Origin of the sequence: Halorussus salilacus (assembly GCF_024138125.1) — an archaeon.
Lineage (GTDB): Archaea > Halobacteriota > Halobacteria > Halobacteriales > Haladaptataceae > Halorussus > Halorussus salilacus.
The window spans coordinates 2,573,587-2,597,195 of sequence record NZ_CP099993.1 but is presented as its reverse complement, the minus strand read 5'-3'; the positions used below and the strand labels follow the sequence as shown (position 1 = coordinate 2,597,195).

Sequence of the window (23,609 nt, the reverse complement as noted above, 5' to 3'; positions counted from 1 at the left end):
GGTCGTCGGCCCCTTCTCAGGCGGGCTCGACGACGATCTCGCCGTCGCGCAGCTTGTAGACCAGGCGGTCGCCCTCCTCTACGTCCATGCCGTCGTCGGCGAACTCCTCGCGGACGGCTTTGATGAGGCTGATTCGCCATCGCTGGGTCACTGTCGTCGTGCCGAGTATCTTCTCTTCGGTATCGTCGCTCATCTACTGGCGTCTTGGGTAACGGTACTATTAGGGACTCTTAGCTATTTCGACTATATAGCGTTTAAATCCTAAATAGACTAAGATTTGCCGGTATAATTCTCAGTTTTATGATGGTTATTTGGCGCGAACCACAGATAGTCACCGGTCGCCGAACGTCGGGCCGGTCACGCCCCGAAGTCGAGTGGTGACCGATGCGGTCACCGACACCGTTATGTACTTTCGACTACTTCGACTATTTAGTCAATGAAGTCCGGACTCGCCCTGAAACAACTGTCGAGGCGATTGCACGGAACCGGCGGGCAGACCGCGCTCGTCCGCGGCGCGACGGCACCGCCGAAACCGCCCGACACCGTCACGGTCGAACCCGGCGTCGTCGCGTCGCTGGGCGTCGACCGTCCCGAGGGGTCGCTGTACGTCACCGCCGCGACCGAGGGCGGCAGGGCGGTCCGGCGATACGACGGGGCCGACGCTCGCGCGGCGGCCGACTGCGCGGCGGGGCTGATAGACGAACGACGACCGTCGGCGGTGTGGCTGTGCGCGCGCGAGCAGATTACCTCGTGGTGGTCGGTCGGCGTGGTCGACCTGCTGGAACGTCGGCTGTCGGCCGCCGCGCGCGAGGCCGACGCGCCGCTGGTCGTCTGGTCGGCCGAGAGTGACGGGGCGGTCGACGACCGCTACGACGTAGTGCTCGACCCCTGACCCGCCAGTAGGTCGGTGGCCGCGACGCCCACGTCGGTGCTGTCGCAGGCCGGACACTGAACCGAAAGCGACCACTCCCGGCGGGTCGAGCGACCCGCATGAGTGGAATCGCCGCGGTCCGGGCGGTCGGAGTCGGTCGAGTCGGGATTCGGCGAGCCGTCTCGAACCGCGAGGGCGAACTCGACGAGCAGTACGAACGTACCGGCGTGACCGCAGTTGTGACAGGTACTCATGGTATCGGACCGGCAGGTGCGTTCGGCGCGCCGGTCGTCCCGAGTTGGGGTCGCTTTCGTACTTGAACCTTCACCGCGAGCGCCGCGGCTGGTCGAACGAACGCGAAAGAAAAGACGGATGAAGCGGTCGGCTTAGTTGGTCTCGGTCATCGTCAGGTCGTAGTCGCCCGAGCCGCTGTAGGAGTCCACGAGGATCTCGAGGTCCTCCGAGGTGTCGGGGTCCTCGATGGTGATGGTCTCCTGGCTGTCGGGACTGTACGACCGGTAGTCGTAGTCGCTCGTGGTCGGGCACGAGCCGCTACCCTCGTTGACGTAGAGGTCGAAGTCGGCGTCCGACGGACCGTCGAGGACGACCTCGATGCTGCTCGGGGAGTCGTACTCCCACGTCCAGTTCCAGCAGTCGGAGTCGTAGTAGCTACTGAGCGAGTCGCTGACGGTCTCCGAAGTCTCGTCGTCGTCGGGGTCGTCGGGGTCGTCGGGGTCGTCGGGGTCGTCGCCGCCGCCGTCACCGGGCTCGGTGGTGACCGCGTTGTAGGCGTTGACCTGACCGGCACCCTGCTCGTCCTCGGACAGGCCGATGTCCGTGGCGGTGTCCTTGAGGTGGGTGCGGAGCTCGGAGTTCGAGATGTCGTGCTGGGCGAGCGTCAGACCGGCGACGCCGGACGCGACCGGGCATGCCATCGAGGTGCCCGACAGCTCTTCGTAGCTACCGCGCTCCTCGGTCGTGGTCGAGAGCACGTCGACGCCGGGTGCGGCGAGTTCGATCTCGCTACCGTAGTTCGAGAAGCTGGCGAGGCTCTCGCTGTCGTCGACTGCGGAGACGGCGACAACCTCATCGTAGGCAGCGGGGTAGGAGACGGAGTTCTGACCGTCGTTGCCCGCGGCCGCGATGACGAGCGCGCCGTTGTCGGTCGCGTAGCTGACCGCGTTCTTCATCGTGTCGGTGTAACCGCCGCCACCGAGCGAGAGGTTGATGACGTCTGCGCCCTCGTCTGCGGCCCACTCGACGGCGTCGGCGATGTCGGCCGTGGAACCGCCACCGTCCTCGTCGAGCGCGCGGCCGTTGATGAGCGAGGAGTTACCCTGGCCCGCGACGCCGGTGTCGTTGTCGACGACCGCCGCGGCACAGCCAGCGACGTGGGTACCGTGGTACTCGTCGTTGGGCGCGTCCGGGGCCGGGTCGTCGTCGCTGTCGACGAAGTCGCGGCCGGGGTCGGACTTGAAGTTGGCTTCGAGGTCGGGGTGGTCGTACTGCGCACCGGTGTCGACCACGGCGATGGTGACGTTGGAGTCACCGAGCGTGGTGTCCCACGCGGCGTCGGACTCGACCTGCTGGGGCGCGTACTGGTCGCCGAAATCGGGGTCGCTCGGCTCGTACTGGGCTTCGAGCGTCTCGTTGACCTCGGCGTACTTGATGCCGTCCTTCTTCGTGACGGCCTCGATGAAGTTCTTCTGGGCCACGTCGGCGGCCTGCTCGGGGAACCGGACCGCGACGTAGCGGAGGTTCTCGTTCTTGTGAACGACCTCGGCGTCGCCGGGGACGTGCTGGGCGACCTTCTTCTCGATGTCACCCTGACCGGCGGAGACACCGACGAGGACCTCGTTCTCCTTCGCACCGGGTTCGCGCCCGGGAGTCGCTGCAGTGATTCCACCGAGCGCGGCCGTCGCACCGGCCACACCCGTCGCCTTCATGAAGTCACGGCGGTTGAACCGTGGATTGCTGTTGTCTGTCATGCTACGAATCCTACATAGGGACGGTGTTATTTAAGCTTTAATCTTCTCGGAATAAATTGTTAGATAGCTATGATTACTCGTAGCATATGTGGGTAATTACCTCTCACGAGAGAAACCCCAAGGTAGCTCGCGAGCACAATCAACGTCGTCCCCGGACCGCCACCGCTATACCCCGAGATGGGCTATCGGCGGGTATGCAACCGTTGCGCTCGCTCTTCTCGGAGGAGCCGACCGTCGCGCTGTTCGTCGACGGTCCGAACGTCCTCCGCGAGGAGTTCGACGTGGACTTAGACGACGTGCGCGCGGCCGCCGACGAACTGGGCCACCTGGTGACCGCCCGCCTCTACCTCGACGAGCACGCGACCCCGGGGTTGATTCAGGCGGCCGAGGCACGCGGCTTCGAGGTCGTCGTCACCAGCGGCGACGTGGACGTGAAACTCGCGGTCGACGCCACCGAGTTCGCGCTCACCGAGGGCCTCGACGTGCTCGCGGTCGCGTCCCGGGACACCGACTTCAAGCCGGTCATCGAGAAGGCCGCCCGGACCGGGGTGCGAACGGTCGCCATCGCGCCCGGCGAACACGGCCGGTCGGACGCCCTCCGGAACGCCGCCCACGACGCCCGCGTGCTGGAGGAGTAGCTACCCGAGTCGCTTGACCTCGACCGCGTGGGTCCCCTCGTCTGTCGGGAGCTCGACCCGGTCGACCACGCCCTCGGCGACCGCCTCGCGCCACGCCTCGACCGCCTCGACGTGGCGCTCGCGGTGGCGCTCGACCGAAAACGGGGCGTCGGGGTCGGCGCGGAGTTCGTCCTCGGTGTCGTCGGGCGAGGGGTACGCCGGGACCTCGCCCTCGGCGACCAGCGTTGCGGGGTCGATGTGAATCGCGTCGGTCTCCACGTCGCCGTCGGCGACGTGGAGCCGCGCGCGCATCCGCCCCGAGAAGGGCGGCGTGACCCGGAGGACGGCCGGGCGCGAACTCCGCTCGCGCGCCTCGTAGGCCGCGACCACGTCGGCGGTCGTGACCGCGACCGACCGGACGACCCGCGCGTCGGTACTCATGTGGGGGTGTGCGGGCCGGAGGTACTTGGAATTCGCGCCGAGCGAGTTCGGGGGTGTGATGACACGGCGAGTAGCGCTGGACGTACGGGCGTAGTGAAAGCCACCCAGATTGTACGGAACCGATACACTTTTGGGCGGGCCTGCGAATCTATGGGACGATTCGTTCTATGACCCACCGGCCCGCGATTCGTCCGGTGTTCGACCCCCTCTCACCCCCCGCCGCGCGGCGGGCCCGATAGCTGCAGGACTCGGGTCCGTTTCGCTACCTCCCCGGTAGTCGCACTTCCTCTCGACCAGACACAGATATGCAGACATCCACCGAGTCACCGGCCAATCGCCGGGACTCGAACGACCGCGAACCGACTCGCGAACCGGAGTTCACCCGCCCACTCGAACCATCTGGCGCTGGGCCGACGGCCCGCAGGGGTGGTGGGCGATGATCGCCGCCAAGCGATTGGTGTGGCGGAACCGTGACTTCCGGCGCTTCTTGGCGGGCCAGTTCACGACGAACGCGGGGGACAGCCTCTATACGGTCGCCGTGCTCTGGCTCGCGTTCGAACTCAGCGGTTCGACCCTCGTCACCGGCGCGCTGAACGCGATACTCCTGCTCCCGTGGCTACTACAGGTCGTCGCCGGGCCGCTCGTCGACCGTCTGCCGCTCGGGCCCGTCCTCGTCGGGTCACAGGTGGTCCAGGGCGTCGTCGTGCTCGTCCTGCCGCTCGCAGCGGCGACCGGCCACCTGAGCGTCGGCGTCCTGTTCGTCGTCGCCCCGGTCCTGATGCTCGCGACGCTGGTGATGGCACCGATGGAGACCGCGCTACTCCCTCGAATCGTCGACGACGAGCGACTCCCCGAGGCCAACTCCGCGCTGGCGACGGTGACCCTCGGACTCGACATGGTGTTCGATGCGGTCGGGGGCGGTTTCATCGCCGTCTTCGGAGCGACGACGCTGTTCCTCGCGGACACGGTCACCTTCGCCGTCGCCGCGTTGCTGTTCGCGGGTATCTCGCTGGGGCCCTCTCAACGTCCGGAAGCGACCGAAGCGACCGACGACTCCGAACCGACCCTCGGGTCGGTTCTCGGGTCGTACCGAGCCGACCTCCGGGCCGGTGTGGAGGTCCTCCGCGGGAGCCTCTTCGTCGAACTGATACTGACGACCGCGGTGGCGAACTTCACGACCGGGGTCGCGCTCGCGATCCTCCCAGCGTTCGGCGACGCCATCGGCGGGCCTGCGGTCTACGGCCTGCTGTTGGGAGCTCTCGGCATCGGCCGACTCGTCGGGTCCGTCGTGGGTCCGTACGCGGAGGGTGTCCCCTACGGGACGGTGCTGGTCTCCCACGGAATCGGCGCGGGCTGCTGGGTCGCGGCGGTGTTCGCGCCCTCGCCGTCGCTCACGGTCGTGCTGTTCGGCCTCGCGTGGGTGCCCATCGGCGTCTCTGGGGTGCTCACGTCGACGCTGAACCAGCGAGTGTTCCCGACCCACCTGCTCGGCCGGGTCTCGGCGACGAAGGGCACCGCCTCGGGGGCGACGCTCCCGCTGGGTTCGCTCGTCGGCGGTCTCGTCGCCGAGGCGCTGGGAACGACGACGACGATGGCGCTGGCCGCTGGCGGTTTCGGCTTCACGGCCGTCTACGTCCTCCTGCGCCCGCGACTACGACGACTCCCGGCGGTCGAGGTCGCAGAGCCGGAGGACTTCGACCTGCAGACCGAGACCGAGCGACCCGAAGAATAGAGGGCCGCCGGAGTCCCATTGCGTTTCGAACCACCGCCGTTTTTCCGCCTCGCACCCCGAAGTTCGTCCATGAGCGACGACCTCGGAACCCCGGTGCTCGACGACCACCTCCACCTCGACCCCGACCACGGGCGGGGCATCGAGGCCGTGAAGGACTTCGCGCGCAGCGGCGGTACCCACCTGCTGGTGGTCAACAAGCCCTCGTGGCTCCTCGGCGTCGAACCCGAGACCGGCGAAGGGTTCCGGCCGGTCTTCGAGACCACCGTCGACGGGCTCTCGCGTGCGAACAAAATACTAGATGGTCGAGCGTGGCCCGTGCTGGGCGTCCATCCGGGGCTCGCCTCGAAGCTGGTCGACGACCGCGGCTTCGCGCCCGAGGAGGCCCGCGACCTGATGCGGGCGGGACTCGACCTCGCGGCCGAGTACGTCGCGGAGGGCCGGGCGCTCGCGCTCAAGACCGGCCGCCCGCACTACGAGGTCGCCGACGCGGTGTGGGAGGCGTCGAACGCGGTCCTGCGCCACGGGCTCGAACTCGCCGCGGAGCACGACTGCGCGGTCCAGCTCCACACCGAGGCCAGCGAGGACCTGACCGAGATCGCCGAGTGGGCCGAGGCGGTCGGACTCGCGCCCGAGAAGGTGGTCAAACACTACGCGGGCGGCCGACTCGCGGGCCCGACCCCGAGCGTGATGAGCGAGAAAGACCGCCTCGAACTGGCGGCCGACCGAGGCGAGCCCTTCCTGATGGAGACCGACTTCGTGGACGACCCCGACCGGCCCGGCGCGGTGATGGGACCCAAGACGGTCCCCCGGCGGGTCCGGTGGTTGCTGGAGGAGGGCCGCGACGACGCGGTCCGAAACGCCCACGTAGAGACCCCGAAACTGGTGTACGGCGTCGATACCGAGGCGACGCTCGACCGATAGCGAAGCCAAAGGAGAAAGGCATATGGGGCGCGCAACACTCCGAAGAGACATGAGCGCACCTCCCGAGGAGTTCTACTCCGACGAACGCTGGCAGAACTGGTTGGACCGCATCAGAGAAGAGGAGATCGACCCCGAGGACGAGGACTCCGCGCGCCTGCTCCTCAACCTCCAGGACGACGTGGCCATCGCGGTCGCCAAGATAGTGACCGCGTACGACGACGGGGGAATCGACGACGAGGAGGCCCTCGAAGAGCTGGCCGACATCCGCGAGGTCGTCCTCGACGAGGTCGCGTTCGAGAACGACGAGAAGGCGATGCTCATCGACGGCGTCCAGACCAGTCTGGTCTGCGTCTTCTACGCCGCCGAGCAGTACGTCGCCGACGGTCCGGCCGAGGACGGGAGCGTCGAGGAGTACGTCCTCGAAGCCGGGAAGGCCGAGGAGGCCGAGGACATCGACTCGGCGCTCGGCCTCGTGGCGGCCGGGGGGACGCGCATCATCGACGGCGAGGAACTCGACATGACGGTGACCGAGGAACTGGAGTACGGACTCGTGACCGAGTGGGTCAACGGCCTCGACAGCCTCCAGAGCGCGATGAGCGACCCCGAAGTGGTCGAAGAGGAAGACGACGAGTAGCCTAAAACTCCGACAGACCGACGGCGTGTTCGAACGTTCCGATTTCCTCGTCGGCAGTCACGACCCGAGCGTCGAGCGCTTCTGCTAACGCCACGTACGTCGCGTCGTACACCGTGAGTTCGGTCTCGTGAGCGAGGTCTATCGCGTCGGCGAGCAGTTCCGGTGCCGGAGTGACGATTTCGAAGTTCATAGCGAGGACGCTCTCGATTGCCTCCCGTACGTCATTCGCGTCGAAACGCGGTTTGTTGCGGAGCGCGTTCGAGAGTTCGTAGAGCAGGAGGTCCGGCACGAAGCTGTCGATCTCGTTTCGGCGTACGACTGACGGACTCGAAGCGCCGCGTCGGTCAGTTCCTCCTCGGAGAACCACTTGATGACGACCGACGTATCTAGTACGAGTATCGCTCGTTCCGCCATCGCTCCACCTCGCGTTCGCCGGACCACCCAAGAGATTTCGCTCGGAGGTCGTCCTGTTTCCGGATGGCGTCGGAGATGCGGTTTGCATCACGGTATCGGTTCCCGAGAACGTCGAACAGGTCCGTCGCGTTACTCATACCTGAACGTTGCCCGTCATGATATTTAAACTGTAGCCGGGGGTGGTCGCTTGTCGCCGGGAATTCGGGTTCCTGCTCCGGAGCAGGCAGGTCTCACGCCTTCTCCAGCGCCGCGACCCACTGGGTCGGTTCGTCGGACCCCGGATACCGAACCTCGACGACTTCCCACGGCGTGCCGACCGTCGCCTCCCGGAGTCGGTCGCCGCTGAACAGCCGGAAGACGAGGGTCTCGCCCACCTCGCCCTCGTAGACCTCGTGGTACACCCGCCACGCCAGCCCCGGCGCGGGGTCCTCGCGGTAGGCGAACACCTCCTCCGTCGCGTCGAGTTCGGGCGCGTAGCCGTCGAACACCGCGGTCGCGTCGGGCGTCGTCACGCGCGCGAGGTCGCTCAGGAACTCTCGGACGCCCGCCATCGACCCCGCCAGCTGGACCTGCGTGCCCCTCGCGTACGCCGACCGGAAGCGGTCGCGCTCGAAGGACTCGGGGAGCGCGAACATGTCGGCCCGACGGGCGTCCTCGACCCCGCGCTCGCGCATGGTGGTCACGAGGTGGTCGCTGACCTCGATGGCGACGGTCTCGAACAGTTCTTGGAAGTACAGCGCGTCCCTGCCCACGCCAGCGCCCATGTCGAGCAGGGGGCCGTCCAGATACGATTCGAGCCAGTCGTCGCCGTCGAACTCGCCGAAGTACCACCGCTCGATGGCGTGGTCGCGGGTCTCGTCGCCGTCGCGGTCGACGAGCGGTTCGTCGCGGTCGCCGAGGTGGTGGTCGCGGATGGCGCGACCGAATGGGTCGGGCATACACTCGTGCTATCACACCTCAATTGTAATAAATCCGTAACGACAATGCGTGGCATTCACATCCCGTCGAGTGGAGCGACGCCAACGCGGGCGGCCGGTCGCTCTGTCGAGCGACCGGCCGCTCGCCGTCGCTTCGGCTGACCGACCCCGTCTCGACCGCCCACGGAGGGTTCGACTGTCCGACATCGTAGCGCCAGTCGAATCGACCCGACCGCGATTCTTCGCGGCTCGACTCATCGAGCGGCGAAATCGTCGGCCACCACAGACGCTATTTTTAACTGTCTCGGCTGAAACGTCCGGATAGTGCGATTTCGAACGGACGACCGTGCGGTGACGGTCCAGATCGGGACGGTGTTGCTGTTCGGCGTGCTCATCGTCCTGCTCTCGACCTATCAGGCCACGGTCGTCCCCCAACAGAACGAGGAGGTGGAGTTCAACCACAACCAGCAGGTCCAGGGCGAACTCCAGGACCTCCGGGACGAACTCCTCCGGACCGCGGCCACCGACAGCGGCGGGAGCGCCTCGGTCGCGCTGGGCACCCGCTACCCCGAGCGCGCGCTGTTCGTCAACCCCGCGCCGCCCTCGGGGACGCTCCGGACCACGCCGCCGTCGAACGCCACCGTCGGGAACGCCACCGCGGTCGGCGAGACCGGCGACTACTGGAACGGGAGCGACCGGAACTTCTCGACGCGCGGGGTGACCTACGCCCCGGTCTACCACGAGTACCGGCGCGCGCCGACCACGGTCTACGAGAACGGCGCCCTCTACAACCGATTCGAGAGCGCGAACCGAACGCTCGCGGGCCAGAGACTCGTCCGTGGTAACCGAATCTCGCTCGTGGCGCTCAACGGCAGCCTCGCCGAGTCGGGCAGCGCGACCGAGAGCGTGGACGTGCGGCCGGTCAGCGCGGCCACCCGGACCGTGACCGTCGAAAACGAGAGCGCCGACGAGAACGTCACCGTGGTCGTGCCGACGAACCGCGGCGCCGAGGAGTGGACCGACCTGCTGGCCGAGGAACTCGACGAGGACGAGGACGACCCCGAGCGCCGCGTCACGGCGGTCGAGGACGCGACGACCACCGACGGCGCGAACGCGGTCCGACTCGTGCTGGAACCGGGCACCTACGAACTCGAACTCGCGAAGGTCGGTGTGGGTTCGGACGTCTCGGGCGTCGACGCCCACTACGTCACCACCGTCCGGGGCGACAGCGAGACGGTTCGAGCCGGGGGCGAACAGCGGGTCGTGGTGGAGGTCCGCGACAGGTACAACAACCCCGTCTCGGGCGCGCGCGTGAACGTGAGCGACCCCGACGACCCGGTGACGCCCGAGCGGACCGAGACCGACGCCGAGGGCCGCGCGACGTTCGTCTATCGCGCTCCGGACGACCCCGGACCGAAGACGGTCGCGTTCAACATCAGCGACGACCCCGAACCCCGCGAGGAGGCGACCGTCGACCTGTTCGTCGACGGGGACGATGGGGACGGCGACGACGGAGCGGACCGGACCTACGACGTGGAGTGGACCGACGCTGTCGGCGACGGACTCGACTGCGACGACGGGCACGACCGGTGTACGCTCGACGCCGACGAGGGGACGACGGTGGACCTCACGGCGAACGTGACCGAGGACGGCGACCCGGTCTCGAATTCGACCGTCGATTACGCGCTGAACCGTAGCGACTTCGGCGACCTCTCGCCGACCGAGGGAGTCACCGACGCGGGCGAAAACGGGACCACCCTCGACGTGCCTGCCGAGAACGGAACGGTGAAGGCGTACGCCGCCAGCGGCGACGACGTCGACCCCATCACGATTCACGTCGAGCGGTCGGGCGGCGGCCCCTCCGAGCAGGGCCTCAGACCGGTCGAATCGGCGGGCGTGACCAGCGGAACGCAACTGACGTTCACGGTCGAGAACACCGGGAGCGAGTCGGTGACCGTGACCGACTTCGCGGTCGACGCCGGAGGCGTCGACGCGAGTCGGCTGAACAACGGCGACAGCGACGAACTGGGCATCCTCCGGGCGACCCAGCCCGGCTTCGCGAACCGCGACGGGCCGGGCAACAGCCCGACGTCGCGGTTCGACGCCGACGGCACGACGTACGCGCTCGCGGCGGAGGGCTCGGAGGCGGTGCTCGAACCGAGCGACGACGACGTGACCGTCGACTTCCGCGGGTTCGACGCCGACCTCGGCGACCTCGAATTCGCGGATTCGGCGGCCGACGCCGACGTGACGGTCACGCTCACGCTCGACGACGGCACCGAGCGGGCGATCCACTTCCGCCAGTCGTGACTCCGCGCGGGCGTGGTCGCGCTTCGGGGGGTGGCCGAGGCTCGGGGGGTAGCCGAGGTTCGGGGGGTGGTCGCGCCGTGGCGATAGTTCGACGCGCGTCGAATCGGCTATCGACAAAATAATACGTCGCGTCGTCGGAGGTGGGGACATGACAGCCGTCGGCATCGACGCCATCGAGATCTGGACGGGGAAGCTCACGCTCGACCTGCCGAACACGTTCGCGCCCCAGAAGGGCGAGGACCCCGAGAAGTACACCAAGGGACTCGGACTCAACGCGAGTTCGTTCCCGGACGCCCACGAGGACATCGTGACGATGGGCGCGAACGCCGCCAAGCGCCTGATGGAGCGCAAGGGGCTGACCCCCGACGACATCGGCCGCATCGACGTGGCGACCGAGTCGGCGTTCGACAACTCCAAGCCGGTCTCGACCTACATCGCGGGGTGTCTCGAACAGGTGTACGGCGAGGACTTCCACCACGCCAACAAGGGCGAGCGCAAGTTCGCCTGCATCGCGGGCACCCAGAGCTTGGACGACGCGTACAACTGGATCAAGGCCGGACGCAATCGGGGCCGCGCCGCGCTCGTGGTGGCGACCGACACCGCACTCTACGCTCGCGGGGACCCCGGCGAGGCCACGCAGGGCGCGGGCGCGGTCGCGATGCTCATCGACGAGGACCCGAGCCTCGTGGAGCTGTCGACCCACCAGGGCTACGGGAGCGCCGACGAGACCGACTTCCTCAAGCCGAACCAGCAGTTCCCGAGCGTCGACGGCAAGCGCTCGATGCAGGTGTATCTGGCCCGGATGCGCGAGGCGCTCGAAGATTACGAGTCGGTGGCGGGCGACTCCCACCCCGACGACTTCGCGTACATCCCGTTCCACACGCCGTTCCCCGGCATGGTCCGGAAGGCGGGCCTGCTCGGGTACCGTCACATGATCCGGGACACGCCCGTCGAGGAGGAGCTCGCCGAGGACATCGGCCTCCAGCCCCGCGAGGACGACTTCGAGGACCGCGAGACCTACGAGGAGGCCATCCGCGAGCACATGGACGACCTCAAGTCGACCGACGCCTACCGCGAGTGGTACGGCGAGGTCATCGAGCCGACCCTCTCGATCTCCCGGGAGGTCGGCAACTGGTACACCGGGTCGGTCCACATCGCGCGCGCCTCGGCGCTCAAGGCCGCGGCCGAGGCCGGAATCGACCTCGCCGGGAAGGACCTGCTGGTCGGCTCCTACGGCTCGGGCGCGCAGGCCGAAATCCACGCCGAGACCGTGCGTGACGGGTGGAAAGACGAGATCGAGCAACTCAACATCGACGAGCAGATAGACGAGCGCTACGACCTCTCCTTTGCGGAGTACGAGAAGGTCCACGACCGCCACAACCACGACAAGACCATCGAAATCGAGGACTTCACGCTTCCGGAAGAGGAGTTCGTCTTCACGGGGTGGGGGCGGATGAACGAGCGGACCTACGAGTACGTGGAGTAAGGGCCAGTAGCGAGGGGTTCGTTTTCCGAGAGGGCGAACAGTTGGGTGGGACAGTGACTCGACGATTCCTGTTCGGTAGAGAGCTAGAATGGACTCCGAATATGAATCAGCTATCGGTACCGCTGTTTTCTTCCACCCTTGCCTTCACAATCGGGAACGCGTCATCGAGTTCGGAATATATGTCTTCGTTTCCGATATACGGTTCGGATTCGTCAATGAAGTACCTCATCTTCTCTAGCAGGTTCTTTTGCAACTCTTCCGACCCTGCTACCCCGTAGTAATCACTGTTATCTAAGATATCTGCGGCTTTAACAACTACCGCATCTCTCCCCCGTTTGAAACACCTTCTATAAATGTCGTAGTGCCGTTCCAAATAGTCCTCGATACTCCTGTCGAAGGTAGTGGCTTCTACGGTATCTGCGACCTCGGTTCCGAACTCCGAACGAATCTCGTCTGGGGTCACGTCCGTGTCCTCTACTAAATCGTGGAGAAGGCCAGAAATTACAATACGCTTTTCGTAATCCCTGTCGTACAGATTCATTCCCACTCTGATGCTATGGAGGATTACAGGCTTTGGGTTGTCTCCGGAGGATTCGAACGAATGAACCAGATATTGAATGGCTCGCTCGATGTCTTGGTCCGTTTCTAAATCCCTCATCTATCTGAGTGGAACGGCATATGTTATTAAAACTTCCTTGCACGAACTGACGAAACGACCCTGCTAATTACCCCGAAGACCGCGGTCTAAATCGTTGTCTTGCGAGATTCGCACGCGTACGTACCGAAGCCGACCTCCTCTTTCGCGCCCGATGGAAGCCGAGACACACTCGACTCACGGAAACTCCCGAAGCGCCTCCAGCACGTCGCCAATCGGCTCGTTCGTCACCGCCAGCGAGAAGCCGTCCAACTGCGCCAGCTTCGGCGCGTGCTCCCACAAATCTCCGCGGTCCAGACCGTGCAGAACAACGGCGTTCGGCGTCGGATTCACCACGCGCATCGCCACGAGGGGCGACTCCCCGCGGGTGACGTTGGTGAACATCAGCGCCCTGCTCGTGGACTGGCCGTAGAGCCGGTAGAACTCCTCGCTGGAGAGGCGGGTGATGGCCTCGATGCTGTCGATGACGGTGTGGCCGGTGACGTGGTCGTGGTCGCCAGCGGCGAGTTCGGTCGCGCCGACCGCGTCGTAGAAGCGGTCGAGCGCGACTCTGGTGGGGTACTCCCGGAGGTCGTTGACGATGTCGCTCTCGAATCCGGCAGAGAGGACGCGGGCGTACTGGCGGATGCGGTCGCCCCCGCGGCGCTCGTCGATGTCGAGCAGGCCCGAGACGATGCGCGCGACCACGCCGATGCCCGGACTCGCCCGGCGGCCGCTCTCGTAGTCGCTGACGACCGACGACGACACGTCGAGGTGGTCGGCGAGGTCGGTCTGTGAGACCCCGAAGTCGGTCCGCCACTTCCGGAGGGTCGCGCCGGGGTCGTCGCTGAGGGTTATCTCGCCCGCGATGCGCTCTGCGAGCTGTTCGCGGGGGTCGTCCGGTTCGGTCATGCTGGCGAATCTGGGCGTGACCCGGAAAAGCGTATCGAAATCGGGGTTCGACGTTCGCCGAAGGGGTCGGGAAACTGATAACGTCCCTCGGTCTCAACCCTCACGCATGCCATCGACGCTGGTCCACGTCGCGCTCGCGGGACTCGTCGGGACCGCACTGCTCTCCGACCACTTCGATTCGAAGTCCGTGCTGGTGGTGATGGGGGCCGTGGCGTTCATCGACTTCGACGTGTTCGTCGGCCTCGTCTTCCCGGGGACCCATCGCGCGGCGTTCCACACCCTCCTCCTGCCCCTCGCGGTCGGGGCGCTGTTGGCCTACGACCTCCGCGTCCGCGAGCGCTCGCGGTCGTGGATACGCGCCCGGTGGGGCGACCGCGGCGTCCGAATCGCGTGGGTCTCGGTGTTCGCGGTGACGGTCGCGGGCATCGGTCCCGACCTGTTCTTCAACGGCGCGAACCTCTTCTATCCGCTCCACGACCGCTTCTACGAGCTCTCGGGCCACCTCATCTACTCCGACCAGCGCGGATTCGTCCAGACGTTCGTCGACGTGAGCTTCGAGTTCCTGACCGAGGAGTCGGCCGAACGGACCGGAGAGGCCGCCCAGTCGAGCGGCGAGACCGTGCGGACGACCGAGAACACCCACTACAAGACCGGCGTCGACCCGAGCAGGGACGAGGGTCCGGAGGACGTAGAGCGCGTCTTCTACATCGTCACGTCGGGCGAGCGTCTCCTGGTCGCGCTGACGGGCTACGCGGTGGTCGGCCTGCGCCTCTGGGAGGAACGCCGGGATTAACGTCGCGGTCCGCGAACGACCCCGTATGAGCGAGACCGACGAAACGACCGATATCGCCATACGGCCGTACGACCCCGACCGCGACCCCGAGGCGCTGTGGGCGCTCAAGCGAGAGTTCGAACTCGGCCTCGGGTCCGGGACCGGCGGCGACGACAAACGGGAGGTCTACGAGGGGAAGCTGACGACCGAGTACGGCGAGCGATACCTCGACTGGGTGTTCTGGTGTACGAAGCACGACCCGCGTTGCGTGACGGTCGCGGAGGTCGAGGGCGAGAGCGAGGGAACCGGGACCGACTCCGAGCCCGGCGAGGGGGACCCCCGAACGCCCGACCTCGCGGGCTACGTCTTCGTCCTCCCCCAGCAGCTCGCGATGATCTGGGACGCCGCGGTGCTCAACGAGATATTCGTCCGGCCGGAGTTCCGCGGGTCGGGGGTCGCCGACGACCTGATGGAGTCGGCCGTCGAGTTCGCCGAGGATCAGGACCTGCCGCTGAATCGGTTGGTCCTCGACGTGGACCGCGAGAACGACCGCGCGAAGGGATTCTACGACCGCCACGGCTTCGAACACTGGGGCGAGATGGTCGCCCGGAAGTTGGAGTAGCAGTCGCGATTCGTTCGATTGCGTTTGCTGATTGCATTCGCAGATTCGGGGTGAAGACAGACGAGAGGCTAGCTACCTCCGTCACCGATGAAGACCGCACCGCCCAGCACCGCCCAGCACCCGCACCGCGCCCCGTTCCTCCCCGCGTGCGAATTCGCTCGCGGTGCGAGCGAATTCGCGGCGCATCCTCCGCGAGAGTGAAAGAACAATCGCCAGATATGAGGGGTCGGTCAGTCGAGCGCGCCGCTGGCGGCCCCGCCGAGCGCGCCGAACGCGAGGGGGTAGACGAGTCCGGCGAGCAGGACCGCGGTCACGGGGTCGGGCGCGATGGCGGCCTCGGTGCTCCCGATGGCGTGTTCGGTCAGGAATCCGGCCGCGACCGACAGCGGGAGGTAGCCCAGCGCGAGCGTGGTTCCCGCTTTGGCTCCCGCGAGAGGTCCCGTCTCGGCGCTCTCGCGCTCGGCGTACGCGACCGCGAACCCGGCGGCCAGCAGGACCACCGGCGGGATGAGGAGGAACGCCATCGAGACGCCGTCCTCGGCGGTGACGAAGTTGAGCATCCGGGTCCCGCCCGCGATGGTCGGGAACCGGATGTCCACGAGGTGGGCGTTCATGAACAGCCAGCCGACGCCCTTCCACGCCGGGACGCCCTCGCCGCCGAAGAGTTGGGAGACGAACCCGATTCCCTCGACGGCCTCGGCGACCTCGCCAGCCTTCCAGACGTACGCGACGAGGTAGCCAGCGAGCCACGCAGCTGTGCCCGCGAGCGCGCCGCGGGCGACCGGGAAGTCGTCAGTCACCGACATGGTGAGGGCATCCGACCGCCGGGTCGAATACCTTGTGGCTCGCCCCGCGCGAGACCCGCCCTCTAGCTCGGACGAGTCAGTGGGTGAACACCAGAATCCGGTCTGGCTCCCGGACGACGCAGAACCGCCCGTCGGGCGGATTGAAGCTGTTGTGCCGCCGCTCGGAGACCAGCAGGTCGGCGAACGGCTCGTCGCAGGCCGGACAGGTCGCGTCCTTCCGGTTCTCCCACAGCTGGGTGTCGCCGGTGTCCCGGTGGAGCTTCAGCGCGTGGCGCACCTCGTGCACGTCGAACTCCTCGGTCATGCGGTCGCCTCCCGCCACTCCTCTCGGGTCACGGTGTACCGACGAGCGTCGACGGGACCGTCCGGCCCCGGGTGGAAGTTCCGGAGCAGGCCCTCGTGGCGGCCGCCGTGGGCCTCGACGTACTTCTCGATGGCCCGCCGGGACTTCTCGTTGCCAGCGTGGTGGGTCACCGCCACGACTTCGAGGTCGAGGCGGTCGAACGCGACCGCCAGCAGGGCCTCGGCGCGTTCGCCCGAGTAGCCCCGACCCCAGAACGGCTTGCGCAACCACGCGCCCAGCGTCGCGCTCCGGCGGTCCCAGTCGGGGTGGAGACCGGTCGCGCCCGCTATCTCGCCCGCGCCGTCCTCGCCCTCCTTGGGTCGGACGACGTAGCTCGCGTCCTCGCTTTTCTCCCATCTCTCCTCGCACGTTTCGAGGAACTCTAGGGTCTCCTTTGGCGTCTCGTGGGGTTCCCACGAGAGGTATTCGGTCACCTCCTCGATGTGGGGGTCGTGGCGCGAGCAGTGGCGATAGAACGCCAGCACGTCCACGTTCTCGGTCGTGAGGGGTTCGAGGACGAGCCGTTCGGTCTCGACGCGCTCGGGGAACATGTCAGAGGCGTCGGAGCCACGGGTCAAAAGCGTTGGCCGACCTCGACACGAGGTGGCAAGGTTCACAGCAACGACGAGACGACCGGCCGGACCGCCCACCCGACCCGTCGCCCGGCCCCCTTCAGGTAGTGTTTCGTGCTGCGGTAGAGGGGCTGTCTGCGGCCGTGAATCTCGGCGTCGCCCTCGCGGAAGGCCTCGACCACGTCCTCGCCGTCGAGGTCCGCCCGCGATTCGACGCCGTCGATGGCGAGTTCGGTGTACGCCCGACCGAGGTACGTCGCCGAGTGGGCGTCGCTGGCGGCGACGCCCGGATAGTCGCGCTCGGCGGCGAACCGCCTCGCGCGTCGGTTCCGGTAGCCGGTGAACAGCCAGGAGTTGAACACCTCGATGGCGTCGCAGTCCCGGATTCGGCGCTTCCGGACGCCGTGGCGGGTGCGCTGGAACGGGTGGGGGATGACCGCGACCCCGCCCATGTCGCGGACCGTCTCGACGGTCTCGCCCAGCGGGCGATACGGCTCGGGGCGCTGCTCGACGCCGATGGCGAGCAGGTGGCCCGCGGCGGTCGAGACCTCGACGCCCGGAATCCCGAGCAGGCCGTACTCGGGCGCGAGGTCGGCCGCCCGGAGCGACTCCTCGATGGCGTCGTGGTCGGTGACCACGACGCCGTCGAGGCCGATGTCGCTGGCCTGCTCCAGCAGGAGTTCGACCGGTTCGTGGCCGTCGTAGGAGTCCTCGGAGTGGACGTGGGGGTCGATGGCGACCGAAACCTCGTCGGTCATGTAATCGGTCGGTGTTGGGCCTCGGGAAGTAAAGGCTTGCGGGGAGAACATCGGGTCGGTATTCGACTCCAGTCGCTCGCCAGTCGTGCGGGAGATTCTCACGTTCGGCCGTGCCCGAAGCTACCTTGGGCGATTCCGGGCGTCTGACGCTCCCGAAGGACCTGCGAGAGCGATACGGCGACCGCTACCACATCGTCGAACTGCACGACCGAATCAAGCTGATCCCGGTCGCCGAGGACCCACTCGACGCGCTCGGCGACGAGTTCGCGAACGTCGAGAAGACCGCCGACGAACTCCGCGAGGAGGCGCGAAGCGGCGCTCGACGAGGCGGTCGAGTTCGACGACTCGTAGTCGCGGGTCTCTCCGCAACCACTAAACGCGGTCCGTCCCTACCTCGGCCCAATGGCAGACTGGACGGAGAAGTACCGCCCCTCCACCCTCTCGGAGGTCCGCGGAAACGACAAGGCCCGCGACAAGCTGAAGCAGTGGGCCGAGACGTGGGACGACCACGGCGACGCCGTCATCGTCCACGGCAGCCCCGGCGTCGGCAAGACCTCGGCGGCCCACGCGCTGGCGAGCGACCTCGGCTGGCCCACCATCGAGCTGAACGCCAGCGACCAGCGCACCTCCTCGGTCGTCGAGCGCATCGCGGGCGAGGCCGCAAAGAGCGGCACCCTGACCGGCGGCGAGGCGGGCCGTCGGCTCATCATCATGGACGAGGCCGACAACCTCCACGGCAACGTCGACCGGGGCGGCTCGCGGGCCATCACCGACGTGGTCAAGGAGGCCGGACAGCCGATGGTCCTCATCGCCAACGAGTTCTACGATATGTCGAACTCACTGCGCAACGCCTGCGAGACCATCGAGTTCCGGGACGTCTCGGCGCGCTCCATCGTCCCGGTCCTGCGGGACATCTGCCGACAGGAGGGCGTCGAGTTCGACGACGACGCCCTGCAGGCGCTCGCCGAGAAGAACAGCGGCGACCTCCGGTCGGCGGTCAACGACCTCCAGGCCATCGCGGAGGAGAGCGAGCGACTCACCGCCGAGGACGTGGAAGTCACGGGCGAGCGCGACGAGACGAGCGGCATCTTCGACTTCCTCGACGTGCTGTTCAAGGAGGCCGACGCGCAGGGTGCGCTCCAGCAGTCCTACGACGTGGACGAGACGCCCGACGACATGCTCAACTGGGTCGAGGACAACGTCCCCAAGGACTACGAGGGCGAGGAACTCGCGGTCGCCTACGACTTCCTCTCGAACGCCGACAGGTGGCTCGGCCGGGTCCGGGCCTCCCAGAACTACTCCTACTGGCGCTACGCGGGCGACAACATCGCTGGCGGGGTCGCGGCGGCCCGGCGGGGCGAGAAGGGCGGGTGGACCCGCTACGGCCCGCCGAGCTACTGGCGGAAGCTCGGGAGTTCGAAGGGCAACCGCAACAGGCGCGACTACGTCGCCCGGAAGATCGCGCAGGCCGACGGGGTGAGCATGTCGACCGCCCGTCGGGAGATGCTCCCGTTCCTCGCGGCGATGACCCACCACTGCAAGAACCGCGAGCTGACGGTCGCGATGACCGCCAAGTACGAGCTGGACGCCGAGCACGTCTCGTTCGTCACCGGCAGCGGCAAGACCACCAACAAGGTCCAGAACATCGTCGAGGAGGCAGAGGAACTCCGAGAGGAGCGGGCCGTCGAGCACTCGGGCGGCGCGTTCGAGGGGAGCGTCGCATCGGGTGAAAGCGACGGTTCGGTCGCGTCGGCGTCGGACGACGCCGACGCGACCGGTGAGGGGGCGTCCGGCACCGACGCGACCGGTGAGGGGGCGTCCGGCGACTCGGAGGCCGACGACAGCGAGGACGCAGACGACGGCCAGTCGGGGCTCGGCGACTTCTTCTAGGTCGGCCAGACCAGTATCTCGCCGTCCGAGCGGACCGTCACGTCGTGGCCCTCGTACTCGAAGGTGATGCTCGTCTCCCGCTCGCGGTCGCGCATGGACGCGACGAACGCGTGGAGCGCGTCGGGGTCCATGTACTCGTACAGGGGCGCGAGGTCGGTCACCGCGGCCCCGGTCGCCCGGGAAATCGCGCTCGTCACCGCGGCGTCGAGGGTCTCACAGCCGGACCAGTCGGCCTGGACCCGCAGCGGTGTCTCTCGTTCCTCGCGTTCGACCGGGTTCGCCGTGTGCGTTTCCGTCTTCGACATGGTGTCTCGCCGATTGCGGGTTGTACGGACAGGCGTTTCAACCCCCTAAACCCTGAAAGCCGATTGGGAAGCCTGCGGGCGGCTTTGGCCCGATTTCACCCGGATTCAGCGAAGCAACGACCCGATACCGAGGGTAGGCCGTACCTACCGCCGAGAAACGGCTCGTGGAACTATACGGGCGGGGGTAAGACGCCCCAAAGCGGCGCAACCCATTTTTCCCTTGGCGTCGGAGAACCGAGCGAATGGGGGCGCGACAGTTCGGAGCGGTCCTCGCGGTAGCCCTCTGCGCGGCGGCCGTCGTCGGTGCGACCAGCGGCGTGGCCGTCGACGGCGCGGCGGGCCACCCCGAACGGGTCGAGAGCCTCGACCGCCAGTCCCGGGACGTCACGCCCGACACCATCGTCATGCGGGTTCAGGTCCACGGGAACGGGACCGCGACGTGGGAGGTCGCCTACCGGACGCGACTCGACGACGGCGAGACCACCGATGCGTTCGAGAGCCTGCAGAGCGACATCGAGACCAACTCCACCGAGTACAGCCAGCAGTTCGTCCGCCGGATGTCGGGGACGATAGACAGCGCCGAGGACGCCACGGGCAGGGAGATGGCGGGCGAGAACTTCACCGTCGACGCCGAGGTCCGGGAGTTCCCCCAGCGGTACGGCATCGTGGCCTACACCTTCCAGTGGAAGGGGTTCGCCGCGGTGTCGGACGACGAGGTCCGGGTCGGCGACGCCCTTTCGGGGCTCCCGCTCGACGAGAAGACCCGGCTGTTGATAACGTGGCCCGGGGACTACGAGACGACCGAGGTCCGGCCGACCCCCGACGAGGAGCGCGAGACCGCGGCGGTCTGGAACGGCCCGATGGAGTTCGCCGCCAACGAGCCGCGAATCGTCCTCTCGCCGCCGGGTACCGGAACCCCCGACCTGCCGTGGGGCGTCGTCCTCGCGGCGGTCGGTGGTCTCGCGGTCGTCGGCGCGGGGGTCGCCGGAGGGTGGTGGCTCTACCGCCGTCGCGACTCGGAACCCGGCGAGGAGACCGACGAACCGCCCGAGGACCTGCTGAGCAACGAGGAGCGGGTCCTCCGACTCCTCGAACGCCGGGGCGGCCGCGTCAAGCAGAAGGCCATCGTCGACGAACTCGGGTGGACCGAGGCCAAGACGAGTCAGGTGGTCGGCAGCCTCCGCGAGCAGGGGAAGATAGAGAGCTTCCGACTCGGCCGCGAGAACGTGCTCGCACTGGCTCAGGAGGAGCCTTGAGGCGTGAACCCCGGTTAATCCGGATTAATCCGGGTTCAGTAACGGCGGCTTATTGCCGACAGAATCCGTAGAAACGGCCGATGAAACCCACAGTCGTCCTGGTGGTGGGCCTCCTCGCGGTCGTCGTGACCGGACCGGTCGCGGCCGCGACCGGTCCGTCGAATCCCGAGACGCCGCCGGAAGCCGACGAACCGACCCCGACGTGGCCGGACGACGAGACGGTGGTCGCGAACAACACCACCGTCTCGCCGGGCCAACAGCTCGCGGGCGCGGTCGGCACGCAGGGTGCGAGCGTCGAGGGCGAACTCTGGAACCGGACCCTCTCGGACCGACTCGAGAACGCGACGACCCGCGCCGAACGCGCGGAGGTCCTCGCCGAGGAGATCGCGGCCGTCGAACTGTACGTCGAAGCGCTCGAAGGCGTCCGGGCGAACGTCACGGTCGCGTGGGACGAGGGCGAGCTGTCTGAGGGCGAGTACCGCGCGTCGGTCTCGGAGCTGGTCGTGAGGGCGCGGGTCGTCGAGATGCGGGCGAACCGGACCATCGGAGCGGCCGAGGAGCTCTCGCCCGGGATGCGAGCCACCTACGACGTGAACGTGACCCACGCCCGGACCCTCGAAAATCGGTCGGTCGACCTCTACCGCTTCGAGGACGAGGTCGGTCGGGACGCCGCGAACGAGACGCTGGACAACGAGAGCGCCGAGAGCGAGACGCCGTGGGCGGGCGACCGCGAGCGCCGGTGAGACCGGGAACGCGTCGGTGAGACGGAGTAGCGTCGACGGCACCGGTCGGTCTCACTTCACCCGCGCGAGGAACTGCCTCGCGCGGTCGGTCTCTGGGTGGTCGAACAGCTCCTCGGGCGGGCCCGTCTCCACGATTCGGCCCTCCGACATCAGCACGACCCGGTCGCCCACCTCGCGGGCGAACCCCATCTCGTGGGTCACCACGAGCATTGTCATCCCCTCCTCGGCGAGTCGTCGCATCACCGCCAGCACCTCGCCGACGAGTTCGGGGTCGAGCGCGGAGGTCACCTCGTCGAACAGCATCACGCTGGGGTCCATCGCCAGCGCGCGGGCGATGGCGACCCGCTGTTGCTGGCCGCCCGAGAGCTGTCCCGGATACGAGTCGAGCTGGTCGCCCAGTCCCACCTCTTCGAGCAGTTCCTCGCCGGTCCGGCGGGCCTCCTCCTCGGGGAGCCCCCGGACCCGGACCGGCGCGAGCGTGACGTTCTCTAGCGCGGTCTTGTGCGGAAAGAGGTTGAAGTGCTGGAACACCATGCCGACCCGCTGGCGGAGGCGGTTCACGTCCACGTCGGGGTCGGCGATCGACTCGCCCTCGATGCGGATGTCGCCCGACTGGACCTCCTCTAAACGGTTCACGCAGCGGAGTAGCGTGGACTTCCCCGACCCGCTCGGCCCGACGACGACCACGACCTCGCGGTCGGCGACCGCGAGGTCGACGTCCTTGAGGACGTGGGCCTCGCCGAAGTACTTGTTCACCTTCTCGAATTCGACCGCGGGTACGCTTGCGGGGTCGTCGCTCATCGCTCTCCCCTCCACTCGCCGCGGGTTTCGAGGTGCTGGACCAGCCGCATCAGCGGGAGCGTGATGGCCAGATACGTCACCGCGACCAGCACGATGGGCGTCCACGCGTCGAACTGGTTCGAGTTTATCTCCCGGAAGACGGTGAGTATCTCGGGGAACGCGATGACGGTCAGCAACGAGGTGTCCTTGACGAGGATGACCTGGTCGTTGCCGATGGCCGCCAGCGCGTTGCGCCACGCCTGCGGGAGCACGACCTCCCGCATCGAATCGACGTACGACATGCCGAGCGACCGGGCGGCCTCCATCTGTCCGTCGGGGACCGCGTTGATGCCGCCCTTCACGGCCTCGCCCACGTACGCGGCGTGGTTGAGCGTCAGGGCGACGACGGCCGTGATGAAGCTCCAGTCTATCCAGAGGACGCCCGGAACGACCGTCCAGTTCTGGTTTATCGGGAACTCGCCCGGCGGCCATAGCGACGGGATGCCCAGATAGATGATGAACAGCTGAAAGAGCAGTGGCGTCCCGCGGAAGAACTGGACGTACGCCGTGGCGATGGAGTGGGTGAGCGAGGTCCGGGACACGCGGCCGAGGCCGACGAGGAGACCGGCCGAGACCGCGAGGACGCTCGATACCACGACCACCGCCAGCACCCGGACGAACGCCACGACGAACCGCGGCACCACCGCGAACAGCAGGTCGTAGTCGACGTACTCCAGCAGGACGAGCGCGATGAACCCGAGGACGACCGCGGCGAACACCAGCGAGACCGCGACTCCGGCCCGTTTGACGCGCTCGTCGGTCAGCGGGCCGCCGCCCGTCGCCTCGTCGGCGGTCACCTCGTCGGCGTACGTCTCCCCCATCGCG

The 23,609-nt window shown here is 67.4% G+C and carries 28 protein-coding genes and 1 pseudogene; 13 read left to right on the top strand and 16 right to left on the bottom strand.

The window, feature by feature from the left end; translation table 11 throughout:
• Positions 1–16: 16 nt before the first annotated feature.
• Positions 17–193 carry a hypothetical protein gene (locus tag NGM10_RS13410; RefSeq protein WP_253479563.1) on the bottom strand — a complete coding sequence of 59 codons (177 nt, stop codon included), beginning with the start codon at positions 191–193 and terminating at the stop codon, positions 17–19.
• A 243-nt stretch (positions 194–436) separates the two neighbouring features.
• Here NGM10_RS13410 and NGM10_RS13405 point away from each other — a divergent pair, with 243 nt between their 5' ends.
• Entirely contained in the window at positions 437–892 is a 456-nt protein-coding gene (locus NGM10_RS13405; protein WP_253479562.1) for a hypothetical protein, read from the top strand.
• Here NGM10_RS13405 and NGM10_RS13400 read toward each other — a convergent pair.
• Together NGM10_RS13400 and NGM10_RS13395 are read right to left on the bottom strand one after the other, a co-directional pair.
• Positions 868–1,125 (bottom strand): hypothetical protein, encoded by a 258-nt coding sequence (locus NGM10_RS13400; RefSeq protein ID WP_253479560.1) that lies wholly within the window; start codon positions 1,123–1,125, stop codon positions 868–870. The two genes, NGM10_RS13405 and NGM10_RS13400, sit on opposite strands and share 25 nt — an antisense overlap.
• 132 nt (positions 1,126–1,257) lie before the next feature.
• Positions 1,258–2,859: a S8 family serine peptidase gene (locus tag NGM10_RS13395; RefSeq protein WP_253479559.1), complete on the bottom strand. Its 1,602-nt coding sequence runs from the start codon at positions 2,857–2,859 to the stop codon at positions 1,258–1,260.
• A gap of 194 nt (positions 2,860–3,053) precedes the next feature.
• Here NGM10_RS13395 and NGM10_RS13390 point away from each other — a divergent pair, with 194 nt between their 5' ends.
• On the top strand, positions 3,054–3,497 hold the full coding sequence (locus tag NGM10_RS13390) for an NYN domain-containing protein (RefSeq protein ID WP_253479558.1): 444 nt from the start codon (positions 3,054–3,056) through the stop codon (positions 3,495–3,497).
• Here the strand turns inward: NGM10_RS13390 and NGM10_RS13385 are convergent, their stop codons facing one another.
• A complete protein-coding gene (locus NGM10_RS13385) occupies positions 3,498–3,917 on the bottom strand; it encodes a DUF8009 family protein (protein WP_253479557.1) in 420 nt (139 codons plus the stop codon).
• A gap of 436 nt (positions 3,918–4,353) precedes the next feature.
• On the opposite strand from NGM10_RS13385, the gene NGM10_RS13380 reads away from it, so the two are divergent.
• From NGM10_RS13380 to NGM10_RS13370, 3 genes are all read left to right on the top strand, one after another.
• Positions 4,354–5,649, top strand: coding sequence for an MFS transporter (locus tag NGM10_RS13380; protein WP_253479556.1), 1,296 nt, complete (start codon positions 4,354–4,356; stop codon positions 5,647–5,649).
• A gap of 69 nt (positions 5,650–5,718) precedes the next feature.
• Positions 5,719–6,570 carry a TatD family hydrolase gene (locus NGM10_RS13375; protein WP_253479555.1) on the top strand — a complete coding sequence of 284 codons (852 nt, stop codon included), beginning with the start codon at positions 5,719–5,721 and terminating at the stop codon, positions 6,568–6,570.
• Between the two features lie 49 nt (positions 6,571–6,619).
• Positions 6,620–7,204 (top strand): DUF2150 family protein, encoded by a 585-nt coding sequence (locus NGM10_RS13370; protein WP_253479554.1) that lies wholly within the window; start codon positions 6,620–6,622, stop codon positions 7,202–7,204.
• 1 nt (position 7,205) lies between these two features.
• On the opposite strand, the gene NGM10_RS13365 is transcribed toward NGM10_RS13370, so the two are convergent.
• The 3 genes from NGM10_RS13365 to NGM10_RS13355 form a co-directional block, all read right to left on the bottom strand.
• The gene (locus NGM10_RS13365) at positions 7,206–7,493 is read right to left on the bottom strand and encodes a type II toxin-antitoxin system VapC family toxin (RefSeq protein ID WP_253479553.1); all 288 of its coding nucleotides are present in this window, start codon (positions 7,491–7,493) and stop codon (positions 7,206–7,208) included.
• Between the two features lie 97 nt (positions 7,494–7,590).
• Complete coding sequence (locus NGM10_RS13360) at positions 7,591–7,755, bottom strand: hypothetical protein (protein WP_253479552.1); 165 nt, start codon at positions 7,753–7,755, stop codon at positions 7,591–7,593.
• 93 nt (positions 7,756–7,848) lie between these two features.
• A complete protein-coding gene (locus tag NGM10_RS13355) occupies positions 7,849–8,556 on the bottom strand; it encodes a methyltransferase domain-containing protein (RefSeq protein WP_253479550.1) in 708 nt (235 codons plus the stop codon).
• Between the two features lie 303 nt (positions 8,557–8,859).
• Here NGM10_RS13355 and NGM10_RS13350 point away from each other — a divergent pair, with 303 nt between their 5' ends.
• Both NGM10_RS13350 and hmgB read left to right on the top strand, forming a co-directional pair.
• Complete coding sequence (locus NGM10_RS13350) at positions 8,860–10,845, top strand: Ig-like domain-containing protein (RefSeq protein ID WP_253479549.1); 1,986 nt, start codon at positions 8,860–8,862, stop codon at positions 10,843–10,845.
• Between the two features lie 148 nt (positions 10,846–10,993).
• Positions 10,994–12,331 carry a hydroxymethylglutaryl-CoA synthase gene (gene hmgB / locus NGM10_RS13345; protein ID WP_253479547.1) on the top strand — a complete coding sequence of 446 codons (1,338 nt, stop codon included), beginning with the start codon at positions 10,994–10,996 and terminating at the stop codon, positions 12,329–12,331.
• Positions 12,332–12,437: 106 nt separating this feature from the next.
• Here hmgB and NGM10_RS13340 read toward each other — a convergent pair whose 3' ends face one another.
• Together NGM10_RS13340 and NGM10_RS13335 are read right to left on the bottom strand one after the other, a co-directional pair.
• The gene (locus tag NGM10_RS13340) at positions 12,438–12,989 is read right to left on the bottom strand and encodes an HD domain-containing protein (RefSeq protein WP_256504287.1); all 552 of its coding nucleotides are present in this window, start codon (positions 12,987–12,989) and stop codon (positions 12,438–12,440) included.
• A 174-nt stretch (positions 12,990–13,163) separates the two neighbouring features.
• Complete coding sequence (locus NGM10_RS13335; protein WP_253479544.1) at positions 13,164–13,877, bottom strand: helix-turn-helix domain-containing protein; 714 nt, start codon at positions 13,875–13,877, stop codon at positions 13,164–13,166.
• Positions 13,878–13,983: 106 nt separating this feature from the next.
• On the opposite strand from NGM10_RS13335, the gene NGM10_RS13330 reads away from it, so the two are divergent.
• Both NGM10_RS13330 and NGM10_RS13325 read left to right on the top strand, forming a co-directional pair.
• Positions 13,984–14,670, top strand: a complete 687-nt coding sequence (locus NGM10_RS13330; RefSeq protein WP_253479542.1) for a metal-dependent hydrolase — start codon at positions 13,984–13,986, stop codon at positions 14,668–14,670.
• Positions 14,671–14,695: 25 nt separating this feature from the next.
• Positions 14,696–15,271 (top strand): GNAT family N-acetyltransferase, encoded by a 576-nt coding sequence (locus NGM10_RS13325; RefSeq protein WP_368408629.1) that lies wholly within the window; start codon positions 14,696–14,698, stop codon positions 15,269–15,271.
• Between the two features lie 230 nt (positions 15,272–15,501).
• Here NGM10_RS13325 and NGM10_RS13320 read toward each other — a convergent pair whose 3' ends face one another.
• The 4 genes from NGM10_RS13320 to NGM10_RS13305 form a co-directional block, all read right to left on the bottom strand.
• Positions 15,502–16,077: a DUF7978 family protein gene (locus tag NGM10_RS13320; protein ID WP_253479541.1), complete on the bottom strand. Its 576-nt coding sequence runs from the start codon at positions 16,075–16,077 to the stop codon at positions 15,502–15,504.
• 76 nt (positions 16,078–16,153) lie between these two features.
• Positions 16,154–16,381, bottom strand: coding sequence for a DUF7385 family protein (locus NGM10_RS13315; protein WP_253479539.1), 228 nt, complete (start codon positions 16,379–16,381; stop codon positions 16,154–16,156).
• Positions 16,378–16,971 (bottom strand): GNAT family N-acetyltransferase, encoded by a 594-nt coding sequence (locus tag NGM10_RS13310; RefSeq protein WP_253479537.1) that lies wholly within the window; start codon positions 16,969–16,971, stop codon positions 16,378–16,380. Before NGM10_RS13310 ends, NGM10_RS13315 begins: the two co-directional genes overlap by 4 nt.
• A gap of 62 nt (positions 16,972–17,033) precedes the next feature.
• Positions 17,034–17,750 carry a PHP-associated domain-containing protein gene (locus tag NGM10_RS13305; RefSeq protein WP_253479535.1) on the bottom strand — a complete coding sequence of 239 codons (717 nt, stop codon included), beginning with the start codon at positions 17,748–17,750 and terminating at the stop codon, positions 17,034–17,036.
• A 110-nt stretch (positions 17,751–17,860) separates the two neighbouring features.
• On the opposite strand from NGM10_RS13305, the pseudogene NGM10_RS18310 reads away from it, so the two are divergent.
• Together NGM10_RS18310 and NGM10_RS13300 are read left to right on the top strand one after the other, a co-directional pair.
• Positions 17,861–18,085 (top strand): annotated as a pseudogene (locus NGM10_RS18310) (AbrB/MazE/SpoVT family DNA-binding domain-containing protein); the annotation flags it as partial.
• A 67-nt stretch (positions 18,086–18,152) separates the two neighbouring features.
• Positions 18,153–19,640 carry a replication factor C large subunit gene (locus tag NGM10_RS13300; protein ID WP_253479533.1) on the top strand — a complete coding sequence of 496 codons (1,488 nt, stop codon included), beginning with the start codon at positions 18,153–18,155 and terminating at the stop codon, positions 19,638–19,640.
• On the opposite strand, the gene NGM10_RS13295 is transcribed toward NGM10_RS13300, so the two are convergent.
• A complete protein-coding gene (locus NGM10_RS13295) occupies positions 19,637–19,945 on the bottom strand; it encodes a HalOD1 output domain-containing protein (RefSeq protein ID WP_253479531.1) in 309 nt (102 codons plus the stop codon). The genes NGM10_RS13300 and NGM10_RS13295 overlap by 4 nt on opposite strands.
• A 242-nt stretch (positions 19,946–20,187) precedes the next feature.
• Here NGM10_RS13295 and NGM10_RS13290 point away from each other — a divergent pair, with 242 nt between their 5' ends.
• A complete protein-coding gene (locus tag NGM10_RS13290) occupies positions 20,188–21,201 on the top strand; it encodes a DUF7345 domain-containing protein (protein ID WP_253479529.1) in 1,014 nt (337 codons plus the stop codon).
• 80 nt (positions 21,202–21,281) lie between these two features.
• A complete protein-coding gene (locus NGM10_RS13285) occupies positions 21,282–21,944 on the top strand; it encodes a DUF7096 domain-containing protein (RefSeq protein ID WP_253479527.1) in 663 nt (220 codons plus the stop codon).
• Between the two features lie 51 nt (positions 21,945–21,995).
• Here the strand turns inward: NGM10_RS13285 and NGM10_RS13280 are convergent, their stop codons facing one another.
• On the bottom strand, positions 21,996–22,745 hold the full coding sequence (locus NGM10_RS13280; protein ID WP_253479525.1) for an amino acid ABC transporter ATP-binding protein: 750 nt from the start codon (positions 22,743–22,745) through the stop codon (positions 21,996–21,998).
• A complete protein-coding gene (locus NGM10_RS13275) occupies positions 22,742–23,605 on the bottom strand; it encodes an amino acid ABC transporter permease (protein WP_253479523.1) in 864 nt (287 codons plus the stop codon). Before NGM10_RS13275 ends, NGM10_RS13280 begins: the two co-directional genes overlap by 4 nt.
• Between the last annotated feature and the right edge of the window lie 4 nt (positions 23,606–23,609).